The sequence below is a fragment of the Streptococcus sp. F0441 genome, assembly GCF_000314775.2.
In the GTDB taxonomy this organism is placed as follows: domain Bacteria; phylum Bacillota; class Bacilli; order Lactobacillales; family Streptococcaceae; genus Streptococcus.
The window spans coordinates 706,133-724,659 of the sequence record NZ_KB373321.1 but is presented as its reverse complement, the minus strand read 5'-3'; the positions used below and the strand labels follow the sequence as shown (position 1 = coordinate 724,659).

The following is an 18,527-nucleotide window of genomic DNA, read 5'->3' as shown; positions in this document are numbered from 1 at the left end:
CTTCATTTTCTGTTCAAAGAGGAGGCTAATCAAATGGGAAAGCAAGTTAAATCACAAAAACACACTCCTTTTTCCTTCCTATCCAAAGAAAAAAGTACGGCTGTGAAAACACTGGTTTTCTGTGTTAGTACAGTCTTCATTTTTCTCCTACTTTGTTGGATGCTTTTTCGCTTGATTTCACCTCAAAAACAGCAATTCAAAGTCAATCAGACTGTTGATTTTTACCTTGTTAATTCGAAATCAATCCAAAGTTATCAGTTGCAAAACGATCAGTTTCAGCTCACGAAGACTGAGGACGTCTCCATTGCAGAAGATGTCAATTTCTGGTTTCCTCAGGGACGGTTTGACAATCGCTATCTCGTCTTCTCATCTGGAAATACCAGAGGGAAAGCATCCACTCAAAACATTGTATCCCTTGACTTTCAGACAGGGGACATCCGGAAAACTTCAACTCCCTTCTATGCTTATTCGGGAGCTGGAGTATCAGACAAATTCTTCTACACAGGACAAACTACAACTGAGGATGGTGTGCTCAGTATGTTTGACATCTCAGGAAAGCTGATTACTCAGAAAACATTCTCCGAATCCACTTCCTTTCCGATCCAGTTTCATGGAAGAGGGAATCGCCTCTACCTCGGTCTGGGGTTTCATGATGAGTCCCGTCAACGACCCGCTTTAGTGTTTGATGGATATTTAGTAGAATTAGACGAAAATGATCAACTAAAAGAATTGTCTCGTACGCCTCTGACAAGCGAATGCAAGATTGTTGAAATGCTGACTTCTTCTGAATTAATCGGTGACAATTATTACAGTAGCGTTGCCTATACTCGAAATACAGAAACTTTCTCCAAGGATCCAGACAATCGCATACTTGTCATGAACTTGTCTAGTAAGGAAAAGCACTTCATCACGCTACCAGAGGACAATCCCAATCTTCTCTATAAAACTCCAAAAGAGGATCGATTGATTGTTAAACATGAGGCGGATGGAAATGATCGCTGTTCCTTATCTATTGTCAATCTCTCTGATGAATCTAGCTATCTAATCAATGTTAGAAAAGATTTACCTGACTCAACAGAAGAGATAATACACATCAATACAAGTTTGACAAACAAGGTATTGGTCGTAACCAATCAACATTTGTTATTGTATTCTTTAGAAAATGGCCAACTTCTAACCAAAACAAAACTGGAACTGAAACAAAACGACTTCCCAATCGCAACTTGGTTTCAGAACTAATCACTCACAGCCCTCATCGGGCTGTTTTTGTTTCTGCGAAATCTCAAATCTGTCTTTTCCCTCTTTTATGATATAATAGAAACATGAAATTAAAAACTACTTTGGGTCTCCTAGCTGGGCGTTCATCTCACTTCATCTTGAGCCGTCTTGGTCGTGGAAGTACGCTCCCAGGAAAACTTGCCCTTCAATTTGATAAAGATATTTTACAAAATCTAGCTAAGAACTACGAGATTGTCGTAGTCACTGGAACCAACGGAAAAACCCTGACAACTGCCCTCACTGTCGGCATTTTAAAAGAGGTCTTTGGTCAGGTTCTGACCAATCCTAGTGGTGCCAACATGATTACTGGGATTACGACAACCTTCTTGACCGCCAAATCTTCTAAAACTGGAAAAAACATTGCCGTCCTCGAAATCGACGAAGCCAGTCTTTCTCGTATCTGTGACTACATCCATCCTAGCCTTTTTGTCATCACTAATATTTTCCGTGACCAGATGGATCGCTACGGTGAGATTTACACAACTTATAACATGATTTTGGATGCCATCCGTAAGGTGCCTACAGCTACTGTTCTCCTCAATGGTGATAGTCCGCTTTTCTACAAGCCAGCTATTCCAAATCCTGTACAGTATTTTGGTTTTGACTTGGAAAAAGGTCCAGCCCAACTGGCTCACTACAATACCGAAGGTATTCTCTGCCCCGACTGTCAAGGCATCCTCAAATATGAACACAATACCTATGCCAACTTGGGGGCCTATATCTGTGAAAATTGTGGTTGCAAACGTCCTGACTTGGACTACCGTCTGACAGACTTGGTTGAGTTGACCAACAATCGCTCTCGCTTTGTCATCGACGGCCAAGAATACAGTATTCAAATCGGTGGACTTTACAACATCTACAATGCGCTAGCTGCGGTTGCCATTGCTCGATTCCTCGGTGCAGATTCACAACGGATCAAACAAGGATTTGACAAGAGTCGCGCTGTCTTTGGACGCCAAGAAACCTTCCAAATCGGTGATAAGGAATGCACCCTTGTCTTGATTAAAAATCCAGTCGGTGCAACTCAAGCTATCGAGATGATCAAACTAGCGCCTTATCCATTTAGCCTATCTGTCCTTCTCAATGCCAACTATGCTGACGGAATAGATACTAGCTGGATCTGGGATGCTGACTTTGAACAAATCACTGACATGGACATTCCTGAAATCAACGCTGGCGGTGTTCGTCATTCTGAAATCGCACGTCGCCTTCGGGTGACTGGCTATCCAGCTGAGAAAATCACTGAAACAAGCAATCTGGAGCAAGTTATCAAGACCATTGAGAACCAAGACTGCAAACATGCCTATATCCTGGCTACCTATACTGCTATGCTGGAATTCCGCGAACTGCTGGCTAGTCGTCAGATTGTTAGAAAGGAGATGAACTAATGGTTTATACTTCACTTTCCTCAAAAGCTGGCAACTACCCTTATCAGCTCAACATCGCCCACCTCTATGGAAACCTCATGAATACCTACGGGGACAATGGAAACATCCTCATGCTCAAGTATGTGGCTGAAAAACTGGGGGCACATGTGACAGTTGACATCGTTTCTCTTCATGATGATTTTGATGAAAACCACTATGATATCGCCTTTTTCGGCGGCGGTCAAGACTTTGAACAAAGTATTATCGCTAGCGACCTTCCTGCTAAAAAAGAGAGCATTGACAACTACATCCAAAACGACGGTGTGGTCCTAGCCATCTGCGGTGGTTTCCAACTATTGGGCCAATATTATGTTGAAGCTTCCGGTAAACGTATCGAAGGGCTAGGGGTCATGGGCCACTACACCCTCAACCAGACCAATAACCGTTTTATCGGTGACATCAAGATTCACAATGAAGACTTCGACGAAACCTACTATGGATTTGAAAATCACCAAGGCCGTACCTTCCTCTCAGATGACCAAAAACCTCTGGGACAGGTTATCTATGGAAATGGAAACAACGAGGAAAAGGTCGGCGAAGGGGTTCATTATAAGAATGTCTTTGGTTCCTACTTCCACGGACCTATCCTCTCTCGCAATGCCAATCTAGCTTATCGCCTGGTTACTACTGCCCTCAAAAAGAAATACGGTCAGGATATCCAACTCCCTGCCTATGAGGACATCCTCAGTCAAGAAATCGCTGAAGAATACAGCGACGTCAAAAGCAAGGCTGACTTTTCTTAAACTAAGGAAAATTAGATAAAAGAACTCCACTATCTTGTCGGAGTTCTTTTTGCCTGTTCTTTTACCCTTCTCTCTTGCATTTTCTCTCTTTTTTTGCCAAAATAGAGGGGTAGAAAGAAGGTAGCATATGTCTAAATTACAACAAATCGTAACATATCTTGAATCAGAAAAACTAGACGTCGCTGTCGTATCTGACCCCGTCACTATCAATTACCTCACTGGCTTTTACAGTGATCCCCATGAACGCCAAATGTTCCTCTTTGTCCTAGCGGATCAAGAACCCCTCCTCTTTGTCCCAGCCCTTGAAGTGGAGCGTGCAACCAGCACTGTTTCCTTCCCAGTAGTGGGCTATGTGGATTCTGAAAATCCATGGCAAAAAATCAAAAACGCTTTGCCTCAGCACGACTTCAAACGTGTTGCTGTTGAGTTTGACAATCTCATCTTAACCAAATACCATGGCTTGAAAACAGTTTTTGAAACTGCTGAGTTTGAAAATCTCACTCCTCTCATCCAACGCATGCGCCTCATCAAATCAGCTGACGAAGTGCAAAAAATGATGGTTGCAGGTCTCTATGCTGATAAAGCTGTAAAAGTTGGTTTTGACAATATCTCTCTTGATAAAACAGAGACAGATATCATCGCCCAAATCGACTTTGCCTTAAAACGTGAAGGCTATGAAATGAGTTTTGATACCATGGTCTTGACTGGTGACAATGCTGCAAATCCACACGGAATTCCTGGTGCAAACAAGGTTGAAAAAGACGCCCTTCTCCTCTTTGACCTGGGTGTTATGGTCAATGGCTACGCATCAGATATGACTCGTACAGTCGCTGTCGGCAAACCAGACCAATTCAAGAAAGATATTTACAACTTGACCCTTGAAGCCCAACAAGCTGCTCTTGACTTTATCAAACCTGGTGTGACTGCTCATGAAGTAGACCGCGCTGCCCGTGAAGTCATCGAAAAAGCTGGTTACGGTGAGTACTTTAACCACCGTCTCGGTCACGGTATCGGTATGGATGTCCACGAATTCCCATCTATCATGGAAGGAAATGACATGGTCATCGAAGAAGGCATGTGCTTCTCTGTTGAACCAGGTATCTATATCCCTGGTAAAGTCGGCGTTCGTATCGAAGACTGTGGTGTTGTTACCAAGGATGGCTTTGACCTCTTTACAAGCACCAGCAAAGACTTGCTTTATTTTGATTAATATTCATCTAATACTCAATGAAAATCAAAGAACAAACTAGGAAACTAGCCGCAGGCTGTACTTGAGTACGGCAAGGCGACGTTGACGCGGTTTGAATTTGATTTTCGAAGAGTATAAAATCTTCCCACAATAAAACGCATAGTATCAAGGTTTTTCAACACTTGATATTATGCGTTTTTCTGATTTTTAGAACTTTTCTCCAGCCGCTTTACTTAATTTTCTTAATACTTTGACTAAGCACAAACCCTACAACCATTCCCACGATATTTTGCAGGAAGTTTGGTAGGATTTCTGGTAGGGCTGCTGCCCAGCCATTCATCAAAGTTGAACCCAAGGCGTAACCCCCCACCATAACAATCGTTGCTAAGATAAGGCCTAGCCATTGCCATTTTCCTTTAAATCCTGCGAAAAATCCCTGCAAGCCATGGTTGATCAGGCTAAAGAACATCCACTGTGGATAGCCTGATAAGAGGTCAATCAAGAAACCTGCTAGACCTCCGACTACAGCCCCTTCACGACTACCAAAGTAGAAGGCTGCAAAGAAGATACCCGCATCTAAGAGAGTTAGAATACCTGTTGGTGTTGGAATCTTTAAGAAATAACCTAGAACCACAGAAAGGGCGGTTAATAGAGATACAAGAGCGATTTTAGTTGTTTTGGTTTGCTTCATATTGTCTTACTCCATATTGATCTGCTTGTGCAATAGCACGGTAAACGAAAGCTTTAGAACTTTCTACTGCTGGTAAAAGTTCATCACCTTTAACTAAGTGACTGGCGATGCTTGAGGCAAAGGTACAACCTGCACCAGCATTTTGGCCTTGAATGACCGGATTTTCTAGAACTGTAAAATTTTGCCCATCATAAAAGACATCTACAGCCTTGTCCTGACTAAGGCGATTGCCTCCCTTGATAATGACTGCTGGCGCTCCCAAGTCATGCAATTTCTGCGCTACTGTTTTCATGTCTTCCAAGTTTTTAATCTCTTGATCAGCTAGCAATTCTGCTTCTGGGAGATTAGGAGTGATCACACTCACATAAGGGAAAAAGCGAATCAACTCTTGGCAGAGTTGGCTGACTGCCACATCATGCGTTTCCTTGCAGACCAAGACGGGGTCCAATACCACAGGCACCCCCGGACGTTGCTTGATAAAGTCCAGTGCCTTCTCAGCCACACTGACAGTAGGGAGAAGACCAATCTTGATCCCTGCAAAGTCCACGTCACGCAAGCTATCCAACTCATGTTGGAAAATAGTATCATCCGTAGGAAAGACTTCAAACCCCTTTTCTGTCAAGGTCGTCAAACAAGTCACTGCTACGAAACCATGCAAGCCATTCAAGGTATAGGTGGCAAGATCAGCTGACAAACCTCCACCACTAAAAATATCATTCCCAGAAAGTGCCAAAATACGATTATTCTTCATAACGAATCTCCTTTAAATACAAGCCATTTGGTGCCGCCGTGGGACCTGCAAGTTGCCTGTCCTTCTTCTCCAAAATTAGGTCAATCTGCTCAACTGGCATTCGATTATTTCCAATTTTGAGCAGCGTCCCCACCATATTGCGAATCTGTTTATACAAGAAACCATTTCCTGAAAAGGTAAAGGTCAAAAACTGCCCTGTCTCATCAACTGTAAGGTTAGCTTCTGTAATGGTCCGAACCTTGTCCTCTACACTGGTTCCAGATGCTGTAAAACCAGTGAAATCATGGGTTCCCTCTAGCTTTTTGATTGCCATCTGCATCCGCTCCACATCAAGCGGATAGGGAAAGTGAGTAGCATAGTGACGGCGCATAGGATTTTTGGGGCGCCCTCTATCCACGATAAACTCATAGGTCTTGCTATGTTTTGCATAACGGCAATGAAAATCATCCGCCACAAGCTCCATTGAAATCACATCGATATCTTCAGGAGACTGGGTATCCAGAGCAAAACGGAGTTTTTCCTCATCCATCTGATAGAGCAGGTCAAAATGAATAACCTGTCCCAGAGCATGAACCCCACTATCCGTCCGACCAGCACCGTGAACAGTGATGGCATGCCCCTTATTGAGTCTCGTTAAGGTTTTTTCGATTTCCTCTTGAACGCTCCGCGCATGAGGCTGGCGCTGAAAACCAGCAAATGCATACCCGTCATAGGAAATGATTGCTTTATATCTTGTCATAACTTCTATTTTATCAAGAAATAATCCTGCAAACAAGTTCAAAGAATATAAATTGTCTGGGTACAAAATTCCCGAAAAGAAAAACTTAGGAAACCAATCCTAAGCTCTCTTTTGAAGTGCGTACATAACAAAGATAGAAGTGACAATCAACCAGCATCCTAGAATGGTGAAGACCAACATACCGTTTTGAGTCACCAAGCCAATCGCCCCAAGAATGAAAGGTGTCGTAAAGGCTCCAAAGCTGCATCCTAGCACTGCAAAAGACGTTGCCTGGTTAAGGAGTTTCGCTGGGATTCTTTCGGAAAGAAGCTGAAAGACAGTGGTCAAGGTCACACTGTAGGAAAAACCTGCCACAATACTTCCAACTACCATCACACCCAATGACGGAGACAAGGCAATCACAATCTGCCCCAATCCAAAGGTGATACCTGACCAAAGGAGCAACCTTTCTTTAAACAGAGAGATAAAGAAAGAAAAACTAACACCTGCCAAGATACCAATCAACTGCATGATACTTAAAACCAAACTCGATAACTGGGCGTCCCCTAGACCTCTTTCCACCATCAGACTAGGAATACGAATGGTGATAGCTGTATTAGTGCAGACAACAACTGCTGCTTCGACAGCCAATAGAAAAATTAAGCTTTTCATCTGTCCTGTCAAACGAGTCGTTTCGGCCTCTTTTTTCCTTGTTTCCCTCTTTTCCTTCCCATAAGGGACAAAGAGCAAATAAAGGAGCAATACTAAAAATCCAGCGCTATAAGCCAAGAAAGTCACTGTCCATCCCAAGGATAAGAGTTGACCAACCACTAGAGTCAAAATCGACGCCCCGACAACTTCTGCTGATCCGCGGAGACCCAGCATCTGAATCCGTGTCTTCCCATGATAGCGTTCGCTGATGATGGAAATGGCCTTGGCATTTATCATCCCCACACCCAAGCCAAATAAAATCCGCATCGCAAAGACAAAGTTATAATCCTGATACCAGAAGGGAGCTGTTCCACCGATAGAGAGGATGAGAAGCCCTAGACTAATCTGAAGACGTTCAGGCAGCAAACGCTCCAAAACCCCATTTAAGACCAGCATAATCATAATCCCAAAAGAAGGAAGGCTAACGAGAAGCTCAATTTGTTCTTTGGGGTAGCCTTGATAGTAGTCAAACATGGCTGGCAGAGCACTTGAGATGGAAAAGGAGGTAATCAAAACGAGGGAGAGGGCCAAAATACTAGCCCGTTCTAGATATTGTTTCATGGATTTTCTTTCTATATATTTCTATATTTCTCACTGTTGATCCTTTTAAAAGGAAGATGGCAAGAAAAGAAGGAGCCCAATTGAACTAGAGACTCCGTCCTAACTTTCCTCATAGGAAGACTATTTTCGCTTGATTTGCTTGATCATATAGAAGATGAAGCCTGCAACCATATACGCCGCAAAAATGATCAAACACCATTTGATAACCACGTCCCAACCCTTGTTCACATTTAAAAAGAAATATGGGAAGGGATTGTCCTTGGAATTCGGAATATTGAGTTTTAAGACCAGTCCGTTAAACAAGGCAAAAATCATATAAACCAAGGGCAAGATGGTCCACAAAACTGGATCCCAGATTTTGTATTGGCCCCGTTTATCAAAGAAGAGGGTGTCGGCTAAAAACCAGAGTGGAACGATATAGTGGCAAAGGAAATTTTCCACACGGTAAAAGTCTGTCGCAATCGGAGCAAGCATAAAATGGTAAATCACACAGGTAATCATGATACTCATGGTAACACCACCCTTGAGACGAAGCAAGGTCGGACTTTGCCAATTTTCACCTGAACGGCTCATCACACGGAGCAGATAGCCGGTGAAAATCATTACCAAGAGATTAGACAGCACCGTGTAGTAAAGGAGCATACCAAAACCACCGTGCTTGGTAATTTCTAAATAAACTCCTGTAAATGCCGCTAAGAACAAAAGTACACGGCTATAAAAGATAAATTTGTAGTTCAGTTTCATGGCTAGATTTTCTTAACAAACTCTGACTTAAGTTTCATAGCTCCAAAACCATCAATCTTACAGTCGATGTTGTGGTCACCTTCTACGATACGGATATTTTTAACGCGAGTTCCTTGTTTCAAATCCTTTGGCGCACCTTTTACTTTCAAGTCCTTGATAAGGGTTACAGTATCGCCGTCAGCCAATTTATTTCCATTGGCATCGATAGCAACAACACCTTCTTCTACTTCTGCAACTTCTGCAGGATTCCACTCATAGGCACACTCTGGGCAGACCAAGAGGCTTCCGTCTTCGTAGACATATTCTGAATTACATTTTGGGCAATTTGGTAAGTTGTTCATAAGTCCTCCTTAAACTAACAATTATTCTTTAAAATTCATATGTTATTGAACAGCAACTATTATACCGTAAAATCCTACTTTTGACAATGTGTCCTAAGTCCAGCAGACAAAAAATCATGCAACTTTTTACAGTTACATGACTTTTAAAAGATGATTGATCATAGGCACTTATCAAGCACCTCATGATAAAAGGGGTAGCAACTATATCTTACAAACCAGGAGCTTGTCCAAGTTCTGCTGCAATCATCCAAACTGTTTTTTCAAGTTCAGCCTTAGCACCAACAAAGATATCGTTTGTAACATCATCGCCTTCTTCATCAGTCACATCCAAAGCATTTTGGAAAAGAGCGATGAGGTAGCGATAAATCGCTAGAACACGTTCCAAGCTTTCTTCAACGTTACGGAATTCTCCTTCTTCTTCTTCGATTTCACTGTGTTGAAGGAATTCTGTCAAAGTTGAATAAGGTTTTCCACCAAGGGTGATCAAACGTTCACTGATTTCGTCAAGATAGCCATCAAGGCTATCCATGTATTCATCCATTTTTGGATGCCATACGAGGAAACCACGACCACGCATATACCAGTGAACTTGGTGAAGGGCAATGTGAGCCACATACAAGTCCGCTACTGCTTGGTTCAATACTTCCTTTGTTTTTGCCAATGCTACTGGCGCTGTTTTAGATAATGTTGTAACGTCTTTTACTGCTTCTTTTTTCAATTCAACCATATTTCTTACCTCTTTTCATTTTTTTATAACCACTTCACAGTAGCTATAATACAAGTATACTACTACCAGAAAATGATATCAAGGAAAATGTACTATCTGAGAAAAGTTGCAATAGACTGATAATTTAAGAATAGTCTGGGCAGTTTTAATTAGCCGACTTGCTCGGATTTACTTGAAAATTGGCTTTGATACAGGTCATAATAAAAACCTTTTGCTTGGAGCAAGCTTTCATGATTTCCCTGCTCAATAATCTGTCCATCCTTAAGAACGAGAATCTTGTCTGCTTCTTGAATGGTAGAGAGACGGTGAGCGATAACAAAGCTGGTTCTTCCCTTCATCAAGCGTTTCATGGCTTTTTGAATCAAGAGTTCCAAACGGGTGTCAACAGAGGAAGTTGCTTCATCCAGAATGAGAATTTTAGGATTGGCTAGGAGGGCACGCGCGATGGTCAAAAGTTGTTTTTGCCCTAGGGAAATATTGCTCGACTCTTGGTTCATCTCCATGTTATAACCACCAGGAAGAGTTCGGATAAAGTGGTCTACATTTGCTGCTTTGGCAGCTTCTATTATTTCCTCGTCACTGGCGTCAAGATTTCCAAAACGTAGGTTTTCTTTGATCGTACCTTCATATAACCAAGCATCCTGCAAGACCATCCCAAACTGACTGCGATAGTCTTGACGTGACAACTGGCGAATATTCTGCCCGTCAACCAAGATTGCGCCTGCTGTGACATCGTAAAAGCGCATAAGCAGATTGATTAAGGTCGTCTTACCAGCTCCAGTAGGACCAACAATCGCCACCATCTCTCCCGGTTGAACTTCCAGATTAAAGTCTCGAATCAATGGTTTGTTTTCAACATACTGGAAGTCAACATGTTGGAAGCTCACCTGACCTGTTAAGGGTTCAAGGATTTCGAGTTCTTCTCCTTCGACTTCCTCTGTCTCATCCAAGATCTCGAAGATACGATCGAGCGAAGACTTGGCACTTTGCATTTGACCCGCAAGTTGTGTGATGTTTTGGATAGGCTGGCTAACCTGCCAAACATACTGAACAAAAGCCTGCATATTCCCCACTGTCAAACGGCCTGCAATAACCTGCAAACCACCAAGAACTGCAACGATCAGATAGGTCAAGTCTGATACGGCATGAAGAGCTGGCATCATGAGTCCAGAGATAAAGCTGGCTTTAAAGCCAACACGTTGGAGGTCGTCCGTAATCTCAGAAAATTCTTTATGCGAAGTTTCCTCACGACCATAGAGTTTCAAAACATTAAAACCTGTGAGATTTTCCTGCACATAACCATTCATCCTTCCTAAAATAGCCGCCTGCTCTTTAAAATAAGGCTGAGAACGTTTCAGGATGCTTCTAGCACCAAAATAGGTCACTGGAATGGATAGAATCACCACTATAGCCAGCTGAAAGTTCAAGTATAATACCATTCCCATGACGAGGACAATCGTCAAAAAGGCATTAACAATTTGAAGAAAAGACTGCTGAAGGGCATTGGAAACCGTCTCAACATCACTGGTAAAGCGTCCCAATAAATCACCAAACTGGTGTTTGTCAAAGAAAGATACAGGGATACGATTGATCTTTTCAGTCATTTCATTTCGCAGATCCTGTGTCATGGACTGGACCGCATTAGTCATGAAATAGTTGGAATAATAAGAACCAAGTTCATACAAGAGACCTCTAAAGAGGTAAATGATTAAAACAGTTCCGATGTAGCCAGTATTGATACCAGCACCCGCCAGTCCATTAGCCATATCTAAGAGATTCTTTGTCAACTCCGTAATGGCTAGCCCCAAGACAAAAGGTTCTAAGACACTCATGACCACACTCAAAACTTTTAGAAAGACTGCAAAGAAGACAGAAAAACGGTAGGCTTTTAAATAGCTCCACAAACGAGCCAAACTAGATTGTGTTTTCATATTTCCTCCTATTCTTCTGTTAGAGATGCATTTTTCAACTGCGACTCAGCAATTTCACGATAGATGTCATTGGTCTCCATCAATTCCTCATGTCGACCACGACCCACGATTTCTCCCTTATCAAGAACGATAATTTGGTTCGCATCCATAATAGTCCCAACACGTTGGGCAACGATTAAGACTGTAGCATTTTGAGTGACTTCCTTGAGACGACGGCGTAGAATGGCATCTGTGCGATAATCCAAGGCTGAAAAGGAATCGTCAAAAATATAGATATCAGGATTCTTTATAACAGCTCTGGCAATTGAAAGACGCTGTTTCTGTCCACCAGAAAGATTGCTTCCGCCTTCAGCTAGATGGGTCGCAAATCCTTCGTCTCGGCTTTCGATAAAATCTTTGGCTTGCGCCACATCCGCTGCCTGATGTAGGTCTTTGTGACTAGCATCTTCCTTCCCATAGCGGATATTTTCAGCGATAGTTCCTGTAAAGAGCAAGGCCTTCTGCGGGATAAAACCAATCTTTTGACGGAGAGACTTGAGGCGGTAATCCCTCACATCAACACCATCAACCTTGATTTTCCCGAGTGTAACATCGTAAAAACGAGGAATCAATTGCACAAGAGAAGACTTACCCGATCCGGTCGAACCGATAAAAGCAATGGTTTCGCCTGGTTTGGCACAGAACGAAATATTGTGCAAAACAGGATTTTCCGTCTCACCTGGATAAGCAAAGGTGACATTTTCAAATTCCAAATAGCCGTGAGTTTCAGTTTCTCTGATACCTCCTTCATTTGGATCAATAGAAATCGGCATCTCCATGACTTCTTTCAAGCGTTCACTCGAAACAGCTGTACGGGGGTACATGGTGAATAGATTGGATAGGAAAAGGAAGGACAAGAGAGCGTGAAAACTATATTCGATAAAGGCTACTAGATCCCCAATTTGCAAGCTTCCTTGTTTGATAGGGTCCAGAGCAAACCAGACAATAGCTACAATCATGGCAATGATAATCTGAACAAACAAAGGTTCCGTCAAACCGGTTAGTTTAAACAGACGATTGGAATTGGCTGCATAGACTGCATTTTGTCCTGCAAAACGTTCCTCTTGAAACTCCTCACGAGCAAAGGCACGAATAACACGGAGTCCCATCAGATTTTCTCTAGCGTATTGATTGATTTTGTCTAAGGTGGCCTGCTGTTTCTCTGATAATGGTCGAGTCTTGACCGCTACATAAATGACCACCACGGCTAAGAAAGGTACTGCAAAGGCCACTATCCAGGCTAATGACGGACTGGTCAGGAAAATCATTAAGATACTAGACAGCATCATCATAGGAGTGATGACACCCAGTTTTAAGATCTGTTCTGCAAACTGCATGAGAACAAAGGCATCACTGGTAATACGAGTAACCAGTGAAGACACTCCAATCTTTTCATATTCATGATGAGAATACTCTTGTAATTTGGCATAGAGATCATCCCTCATATCCTTGACCATATTGGTCGTCAGCTTACTAGCAGCATAGGCCAAGACTATACGCCCCAAGGTTCCACATAGGATAATCACCAGCATAATTGCAGCCCAAACATACAATTGCTGTTCATTCCCTTTATTCACACCTTCATCAATCATCCGAGCCAGAACAGTTGGCAGTCCAAGATTGACGACAACAAAGAAAACCGCTCCAAAGAAATCCAAGAATAACCACTTGGGATATTTTTTCAAATAAGACCAAATATAGAGCATAACTCCTCCTTTCATAACTCTTTTATACAGAAAAGAGCGCGCATCCGCACGCCTTTCCTTCCCTAAGGAACTTTCCTAGTCTAGAAAAATCCCTCTTTCACAAGAATGCCCCAAGTAAAAATAAGACAGGCAGTCAAAGTCACTTAGTACTTTTAACTGTCTGTCTAGAATAAGCTAGATTATTTTACAAAATCAAGCAATGCCAAGAAGCTTTCAGCTTCAAGTGATGCACCACCAACAAGGGCACCGTCAACATCTGGGCAAGCCATGTATGAAGCAACGTTTTCAGGTTTAACTGAACCACCGTATTGAACACGAACTTTGTCAGCAACTTCTTGACCAAAGTCAGCAGCTACAACGTCACGAACAACTTTACACATTTTTTGTGCGTCGTCTTGTGAAGCTGATTTACCAGTACCAATAGCCCAGATTGGCTCGTAAGCGATAACTGTTGAAGCAACTTGTTCAGCTGTCAAGCCAGCCAATGCAGCAGATACTTGAGCACCTACGAATTCAGCAGCTTTACCAGCTTCGTAAGTTTCAAGTGACTCACCACAACAAATGATTGGAAGCATACCATTTGCAAAGATTGCTTTTGCTTTTTTGTTGATATCTTCGTCAGTTTCATGGAAGTAGTCACGACGTTCTGAGTGACCGATCACAACGTAGTCTGTACCGATTTCTTTCAAAACTTGTGGGCTAGTTTCACCAGTGAACGCACCTGCATTTTCAAAGTAGCAGTTTTGAGCAGCAACTTTAAGGTTTGAACCTTTAGCAGCAGCAAGAACAGCTGTCAAATCAACTGCAGGAGCTGCGATACCTGCTTCAACAAGGTCTGATGAAGGAAGTTTTGATGCAACGGCTTCAACGAATGCTTTTGCTTCTTCTGGATTTTTGTTCATTTTCCAGTTACCAGCGATAAATGGTTTACGTGACATTTCACATACCTCTTTTTCATTTTATTCACTATTATTCTATCATATTTATAAGGAGCTTGCAAACCTTACTCTAATTTTCAAGATTTTTCAAGCGACTAATCGTGCCACAAATTCATGGCATTGAGGAAATCAGCTGAAGCCTGAACTTGTTTGGGATTGTTAACTTCTCGTTCTGCTCGTTTAGCCTCCACCTGAGCCACAGACTGGATACCTTCATGGCGCCAGTTACGAAGGATTGCCTGAATGTACTTCCAGTTTGGTTTGCCATTAAAAACCGCCTCTCGGAGAGCTTCCTTGATCAAATCCGCCCTGATTCCATCTTCTTTGACAGTCTTGGAAAGATCTTCGATTTCAAATGGTGTTAACAAGCGCCCCAATTCCTGCTGAAAAGTCTCAACCAGATCCTTCAATTGATTTTGCGGATTTGGGGCAGTTGCAACTGGAGTTTGGCTGTCCAACAAGCTATCCAAGCGTTCAAAAGCTAAACTAGCATCAAAAATAAGCTCAATCTCCCCATTTAGTTCAATGGTTCGATATTGTAGTAGCCCATTTTCAGTTAAGTTTGAAATAGACTGGTTGACATCTGCTACCTCTTTGCCAATAATTTCAGCAATCTGGCTAGGCGAAACATCTCCTAAGGCTGTGGTGTTTTGTAGATAGAAAAATTGCCAGACGAGAAAATCTTCGCTGGAAGGAAAGAGTTCCTTAAAATGCAAGAGCAGGGCACTTGGCAAAACCAAGTTCCCTGATTTGAAAGCGTCAAAATATGTCATAATTCCTCTTATAAATATCCAAATGCAGCCGCATCATCCTCTACCTTTCTCCAGTCAAAAGGGGTTTCTTGATAAACTGCATAGTTTACCCAATTGCTGAAAAAGAGGGCAGCTGATGAAGACCAACAAAGACAGGGCGTCTCATTTACATCATCATTTTTAAAGTAGTTCTCTGGGATATGAGGATCGAGTCCCGCCTCATAATCACGAAAATACTCTCTTGCCAAAGTGTCACGATCATACTCCAAATGACCAAAACTATAAATCTCACGCAAATCTCGACTAGCTAAGATAGAAACTCCAACCTCAGGACCTTCTGATAGAATCTCAAGATTGGTCTTGTTTAAGATCTCTTCTTTTAAAATCTCAGTATGACGAGAATGAGGAGCTACATAGCGATCATCAAAACCTCTAAAAAGAAGGTGCCCCTCTTTTAAAGTATCCTGTGGGTAAATACCTGATAGTTTCCGATCCATCTGGTGCTTTTCAACGCCATAGCGAACATAAAGACCTGCTTGTGCACCCCAACAGATATGCAGGGTTGAAAAAACATGCGTCTTGGACCATTCGATAACCTGCTTGAATTCTTCCCAGTAATCCACCTCCTCAAAAGGCAAATGCTCCACTGGTGCTCCCGTGATAATCATTCCATCAAAGAAGTCATCCTTGACCTCTGGAAAAGTCTTATAGAAAGTTTCCATATGTTCGGCACGGGTTGTCTTTGAATGATGCGTTTCCATATATAAGAAATCAATATCTAATTGCAACGGTGTATTAGCCAAATGCCGCAAAAGTTGCGTTTCTGTTACCATCTTTTGGGGCATGAGATTTAAAATCAAAATCCTCAAGGGGCGAATATCCTGATGAGCGGCCCGTTGGTCGTCCATCACAAAGATATTTTCTGTCCTTAAAATCTCAACAGCTGGTAATTTTTTATCAAGTCGAATCGGCATAATACCCTCCTAACAGTTCTCTATTTCGGGAATGATGTTGTTCTGTTTGAAAGTAAAAACCTCCAAATACTTCTTCCCTATATTATACTGTATGAAGATATAGTTTTCAATTATAGTTTTTCTCTAACTAGCTATAGTTAATTTATATAGCGGATGAAGAGAAAACAGCCCAAGGACTGTTTTTCATTAATAGTGCACAAGTACCTTGTAATCGTAATCTCCGATTTTTTCACGGCCTTTAAGCTCATCCAGTTCAATCAAGAAAGCACAGCCTGCTACAATTCCACCAAGTCTTTCAATCATCTCAATTGTTGCCTTGACAGTTCCACCTGTTGCCAAGAGATCATCTACGATGAGAACGCGTTGGCCTGGCTTGATTGCATCAGCATGCATAGTCAAGGTATCAATACCGTACTCTTTCTCATAGTCAGCAGAAATCACTTCACGTGGCAATTTTCCTGGTTTACGAACAGGTGCAAAGCCAATTCCCAATTCAAAAGCAACTGGGCATCCGACAATAAATCCACGAGCCTCTGGACCCACGATCATGTCGATCTTCTTGTCCGTTGCATACTGAACAATTTCACGAACAGCGTAGCTATAAGCATTTCCATCTGCCATCAAAGGGCTGATATCACGGAAGGTAATGCCTTCCTTAGGATAATTTTCAATCGTTGCGATATAATCTTTTAAATTCATCTTTTTCTTTCTTTCAAAGTTTTTTACTCTCTATTATACCATATTTTCTGTGAAAGAAGAAGAGGAAACGCACTATTGCTACAAAGCTGATCAATGAACTGATTTTCTAAAAGGTAATGCTCATCAAAAAAAAACGAGCACTTTCGTACTCGTCTTCTCTTTTATAAACTACTGATTAAAGTGAGTTTACGTCAACTTTGATACCAACACCTTGAGTAGTTGTGATTGTCAAGTTTGTTACGTAAGTTCCTTTAGCTGTAGCTGGTTTTGATTTTTGGATTGTTTCGTTGAAAGCTTTGAAGTTTTCAACCAATTTTTCAGCTTCAAATGATACTTTACCGATGATTGCTTGAACGTTACCTGCACGGTCAGCACGGTATGTGATTTTACCACCTTTAGACTCTTCAACTGCTTTAGCAACATCCATTGTTACAGTACCAGTTTTAGGGTTTGGCATCAAGTTACGTGGTCCAAGGACACGTCCAAGACGTCCAACAAGAGCCATCATATCAGGTGTAGCGATAACTACGTCGAAGTCCAACCAACCGTCGTTGATTTTCGCAACAAGGTCATCTTCACCAACAAAGTCTGCACCAGCAGCTTTTGCTTCTTCAGCTTTTGCACCACGTGCGAAAACAAGAACGCGTGAAGTTTTACCAGTACCGTTTGGCAATACCATTGCGCCACGGATTTGTTGGTCAGCTTTTTTAACGTCAATGTTCAAGTTGTAAGCAACTTCTACAGTTGCGTCAAATTTTGCAAAGTTAGTTTCTTTTGCAAGTGCTACAGCTTCTTCTACACTGTATGCTTTTGTGCTGTCGATTTTCTCAAGAGCAGCACGAAGTTGTTTGCTTTTTTTAGCCATTTTCTATTCTCCTTGTAAGTGGTTCAATCGATTTTCATCTCCCACGTCACTTCTCGAAATGATGAAGTCTTGCGGGTTTTCAGTCTATTATTTTCCTTTTTTTACTTCGTTCAGTTCCTTTGCTGTACTCAAGTACAAGCATCAGCCACTGGCCCAGTATGAAAAGCAACTAATAGACTGCTGTGAGATTTTCTACTGTGTTATTGATTAGTCAACAACAGTGAATCCCATAGAACGAGCAGTACCTTCGATCATACGCATTGCAGACTCAATGTTTGCCGCGTTCAAATCTGGCATCTTAGTTTCTGCAATTTCTTGTACTTGTGCACGAGTAACTGTAGCAACTTTAGTTTTGTTAGGTGTACCTGATCCTTTTTCAACACCTGCAGCTTTTTTCAAAAGAACAGCAGCTGGTGGTGTTTTTGTAACGAAAGTAAATGATTTGTCTTCGTATACTGAGATAACAACTGGAATGATCATACCAGCTTGGTCAGCTGTACGAGCGTTGAACTCTTTTGTGAATCCCATGATGTTGATACCAGCTTGACCAAGAGCAGGTCCAACCGGTGGAGCTGGTGTAGCTTTACCAGCAGGGATTTGCAATTTTACAAGTTTTTCGACTTTTTTAGCCATTTTTAAATCCTCCTTTGTGGTTTTGGCGGTAATGTAAGATTTTTACCTCCCACAAGTATGCTTTACACATACCCATCCATTATACACTATTTATCTAAAAATGCAAGAG

19 protein-coding genes are annotated in these 18,527 nt (G+C 42.0%); 4 read left to right on the top strand and 15 right to left on the bottom strand.

Annotated features, from left to right (window positions below; genetic code table 11):
* Nucleotides 1-33: 33 nt before the first annotated feature.
* The 4 genes from HMPREF9188_RS03370 to HMPREF9188_RS03355 all read left to right on the top strand — a co-directional run bounded on the left by HMPREF9188_RS03370 (nucleotide 34) and on the right by HMPREF9188_RS03355 (nucleotide 4,658).
* Entirely contained in the window at nucleotides 34-1,239 is a 1,206-nt protein-coding gene (locus HMPREF9188_RS03370; RefSeq protein ID WP_009729911.1) for a hypothetical protein, read from the top strand.
* Nucleotides 1,240-1,322: 83 nt separating this feature from the next.
* The gene (gene murT / locus HMPREF9188_RS03365) at nucleotides 1,323-2,666 is read left to right on the top strand and encodes a lipid II isoglutaminyl synthase subunit MurT (protein ID WP_009729910.1); all 1,344 of its coding nucleotides are present in this window, start codon (nucleotides 1,323-1,325) and stop codon (nucleotides 2,664-2,666) included.
* Nucleotides 2,666-3,448, top strand: coding sequence for a lipid II isoglutaminyl synthase subunit GatD (gene gatD, locus HMPREF9188_RS03360; RefSeq protein WP_009729909.1), 783 nt, complete (start codon nucleotides 2,666-2,668; stop codon nucleotides 3,446-3,448). The genes murT and gatD overlap by 1 nt, the downstream gene beginning before the upstream one ends.
* Before the next feature lie 127 nt (nucleotides 3,449-3,575).
* Nucleotides 3,576-4,658, top strand: coding sequence for a M24 family metallopeptidase (locus tag HMPREF9188_RS03355; protein WP_009729908.1), 1,083 nt, complete (start codon nucleotides 3,576-3,578; stop codon nucleotides 4,656-4,658).
* A gap of 208 nt (nucleotides 4,659-4,866) precedes the next feature.
* Here HMPREF9188_RS03355 and HMPREF9188_RS03345 read toward each other — a convergent pair whose 3' ends face one another.
* The 15 genes from HMPREF9188_RS03345 to rplK form a co-directional block, all read right to left on the bottom strand.
* Nucleotides 4,867-5,328, bottom strand: a complete 462-nt coding sequence (locus tag HMPREF9188_RS03345) for an ECF transporter S component (RefSeq protein WP_009729907.1) — start codon at nucleotides 5,326-5,328, stop codon at nucleotides 4,867-4,869.
* Complete coding sequence (locus HMPREF9188_RS03340; protein WP_009729906.1) at nucleotides 5,306-6,079, bottom strand: bifunctional hydroxymethylpyrimidine kinase/phosphomethylpyrimidine kinase; 774 nt, start codon at nucleotides 6,077-6,079, stop codon at nucleotides 5,306-5,308. The genes HMPREF9188_RS03345 and HMPREF9188_RS03340 overlap by 23 nt, the downstream gene beginning before the upstream one ends.
* Entirely contained in the window at nucleotides 6,069-6,818 is a 750-nt protein-coding gene (truA, locus tag HMPREF9188_RS03335; protein ID WP_000199149.1) for a tRNA pseudouridine(38-40) synthase TruA, read from the bottom strand. The genes HMPREF9188_RS03340 and truA overlap by 11 nt, the downstream gene beginning before the upstream one ends.
* A 99-nt stretch (nucleotides 6,819-6,917) precedes the next feature.
* Nucleotides 6,918-8,069 (bottom strand): MFS transporter, encoded by a 1,152-nt coding sequence (locus tag HMPREF9188_RS03330; RefSeq protein WP_000816266.1) that lies wholly within the window; start codon nucleotides 8,067-8,069, stop codon nucleotides 6,918-6,920.
* Nucleotides 8,070-8,189: 120 nt separating this feature from the next.
* Nucleotides 8,190-8,813 carry a Pr6Pr family membrane protein gene (locus HMPREF9188_RS03325; protein WP_000775198.1) on the bottom strand — a complete coding sequence of 208 codons (624 nt, stop codon included), beginning with the start codon at nucleotides 8,811-8,813 and terminating at the stop codon, nucleotides 8,190-8,192.
* A 2-nt stretch (nucleotides 8,814-8,815) separates the two neighbouring features.
* Nucleotides 8,816-9,154 (bottom strand): zinc ribbon domain-containing protein YjdM, encoded by a 339-nt coding sequence (locus tag HMPREF9188_RS03320; protein ID WP_001061600.1) that lies wholly within the window; start codon nucleotides 9,152-9,154, stop codon nucleotides 8,816-8,818.
* Between the two features lie 208 nt (nucleotides 9,155-9,362).
* Complete coding sequence (locus HMPREF9188_RS03315) at nucleotides 9,363-9,881, bottom strand: Dps family protein (protein WP_000229891.1); 519 nt, start codon at nucleotides 9,879-9,881, stop codon at nucleotides 9,363-9,365.
* A gap of 149 nt (nucleotides 9,882-10,030) precedes the next feature.
* Entirely contained in the window at nucleotides 10,031-11,812 is a 1,782-nt protein-coding gene (locus tag HMPREF9188_RS03310; protein WP_009729905.1) for an ABC transporter ATP-binding protein, read from the bottom strand.
* Between the two features lie 8 nt (nucleotides 11,813-11,820).
* A complete protein-coding gene (locus HMPREF9188_RS03305; protein ID WP_009729904.1) occupies nucleotides 11,821-13,557 on the bottom strand; it encodes an ABC transporter ATP-binding protein in 1,737 nt (578 codons plus the stop codon).
* A gap of 179 nt (nucleotides 13,558-13,736) precedes the next feature.
* Entirely contained in the window at nucleotides 13,737-14,495 is a 759-nt protein-coding gene (gene tpiA / locus HMPREF9188_RS03300; protein ID WP_000087900.1) for a triose-phosphate isomerase, read from the bottom strand.
* Between the two features lie 95 nt (nucleotides 14,496-14,590).
* Nucleotides 14,591-15,268, bottom strand: a complete 678-nt coding sequence (locus tag HMPREF9188_RS03295; protein ID WP_009729903.1) for a DnaD domain-containing protein — start codon at nucleotides 15,266-15,268, stop codon at nucleotides 14,591-14,593.
* 8 nt (nucleotides 15,269-15,276) lie between these two features.
* A complete protein-coding gene (metA, locus tag HMPREF9188_RS03290; protein ID WP_009729902.1) occupies nucleotides 15,277-16,221 on the bottom strand; it encodes a homoserine O-acetyltransferase MetA in 945 nt (314 codons plus the stop codon).
* A gap of 186 nt (nucleotides 16,222-16,407) precedes the next feature.
* Nucleotides 16,408-16,920, bottom strand: a complete 513-nt coding sequence (locus HMPREF9188_RS03285; RefSeq protein ID WP_009729901.1) for an adenine phosphoribosyltransferase — start codon at nucleotides 16,918-16,920, stop codon at nucleotides 16,408-16,410.
* Between the two features lie 175 nt (nucleotides 16,921-17,095).
* Entirely contained in the window at nucleotides 17,096-17,785 is a 690-nt protein-coding gene (rplA, locus tag HMPREF9188_RS03280; protein WP_001085676.1) for a 50S ribosomal protein L1, read from the bottom strand.
* 207 nt (nucleotides 17,786-17,992) lie between these two features.
* A complete protein-coding gene (rplK, locus tag HMPREF9188_RS03275) occupies nucleotides 17,993-18,418 on the bottom strand; it encodes a 50S ribosomal protein L11 (protein WP_001085808.1) in 426 nt (141 codons plus the stop codon).
* Nucleotides 18,419-18,527 lie beyond the last annotated feature (109 nt).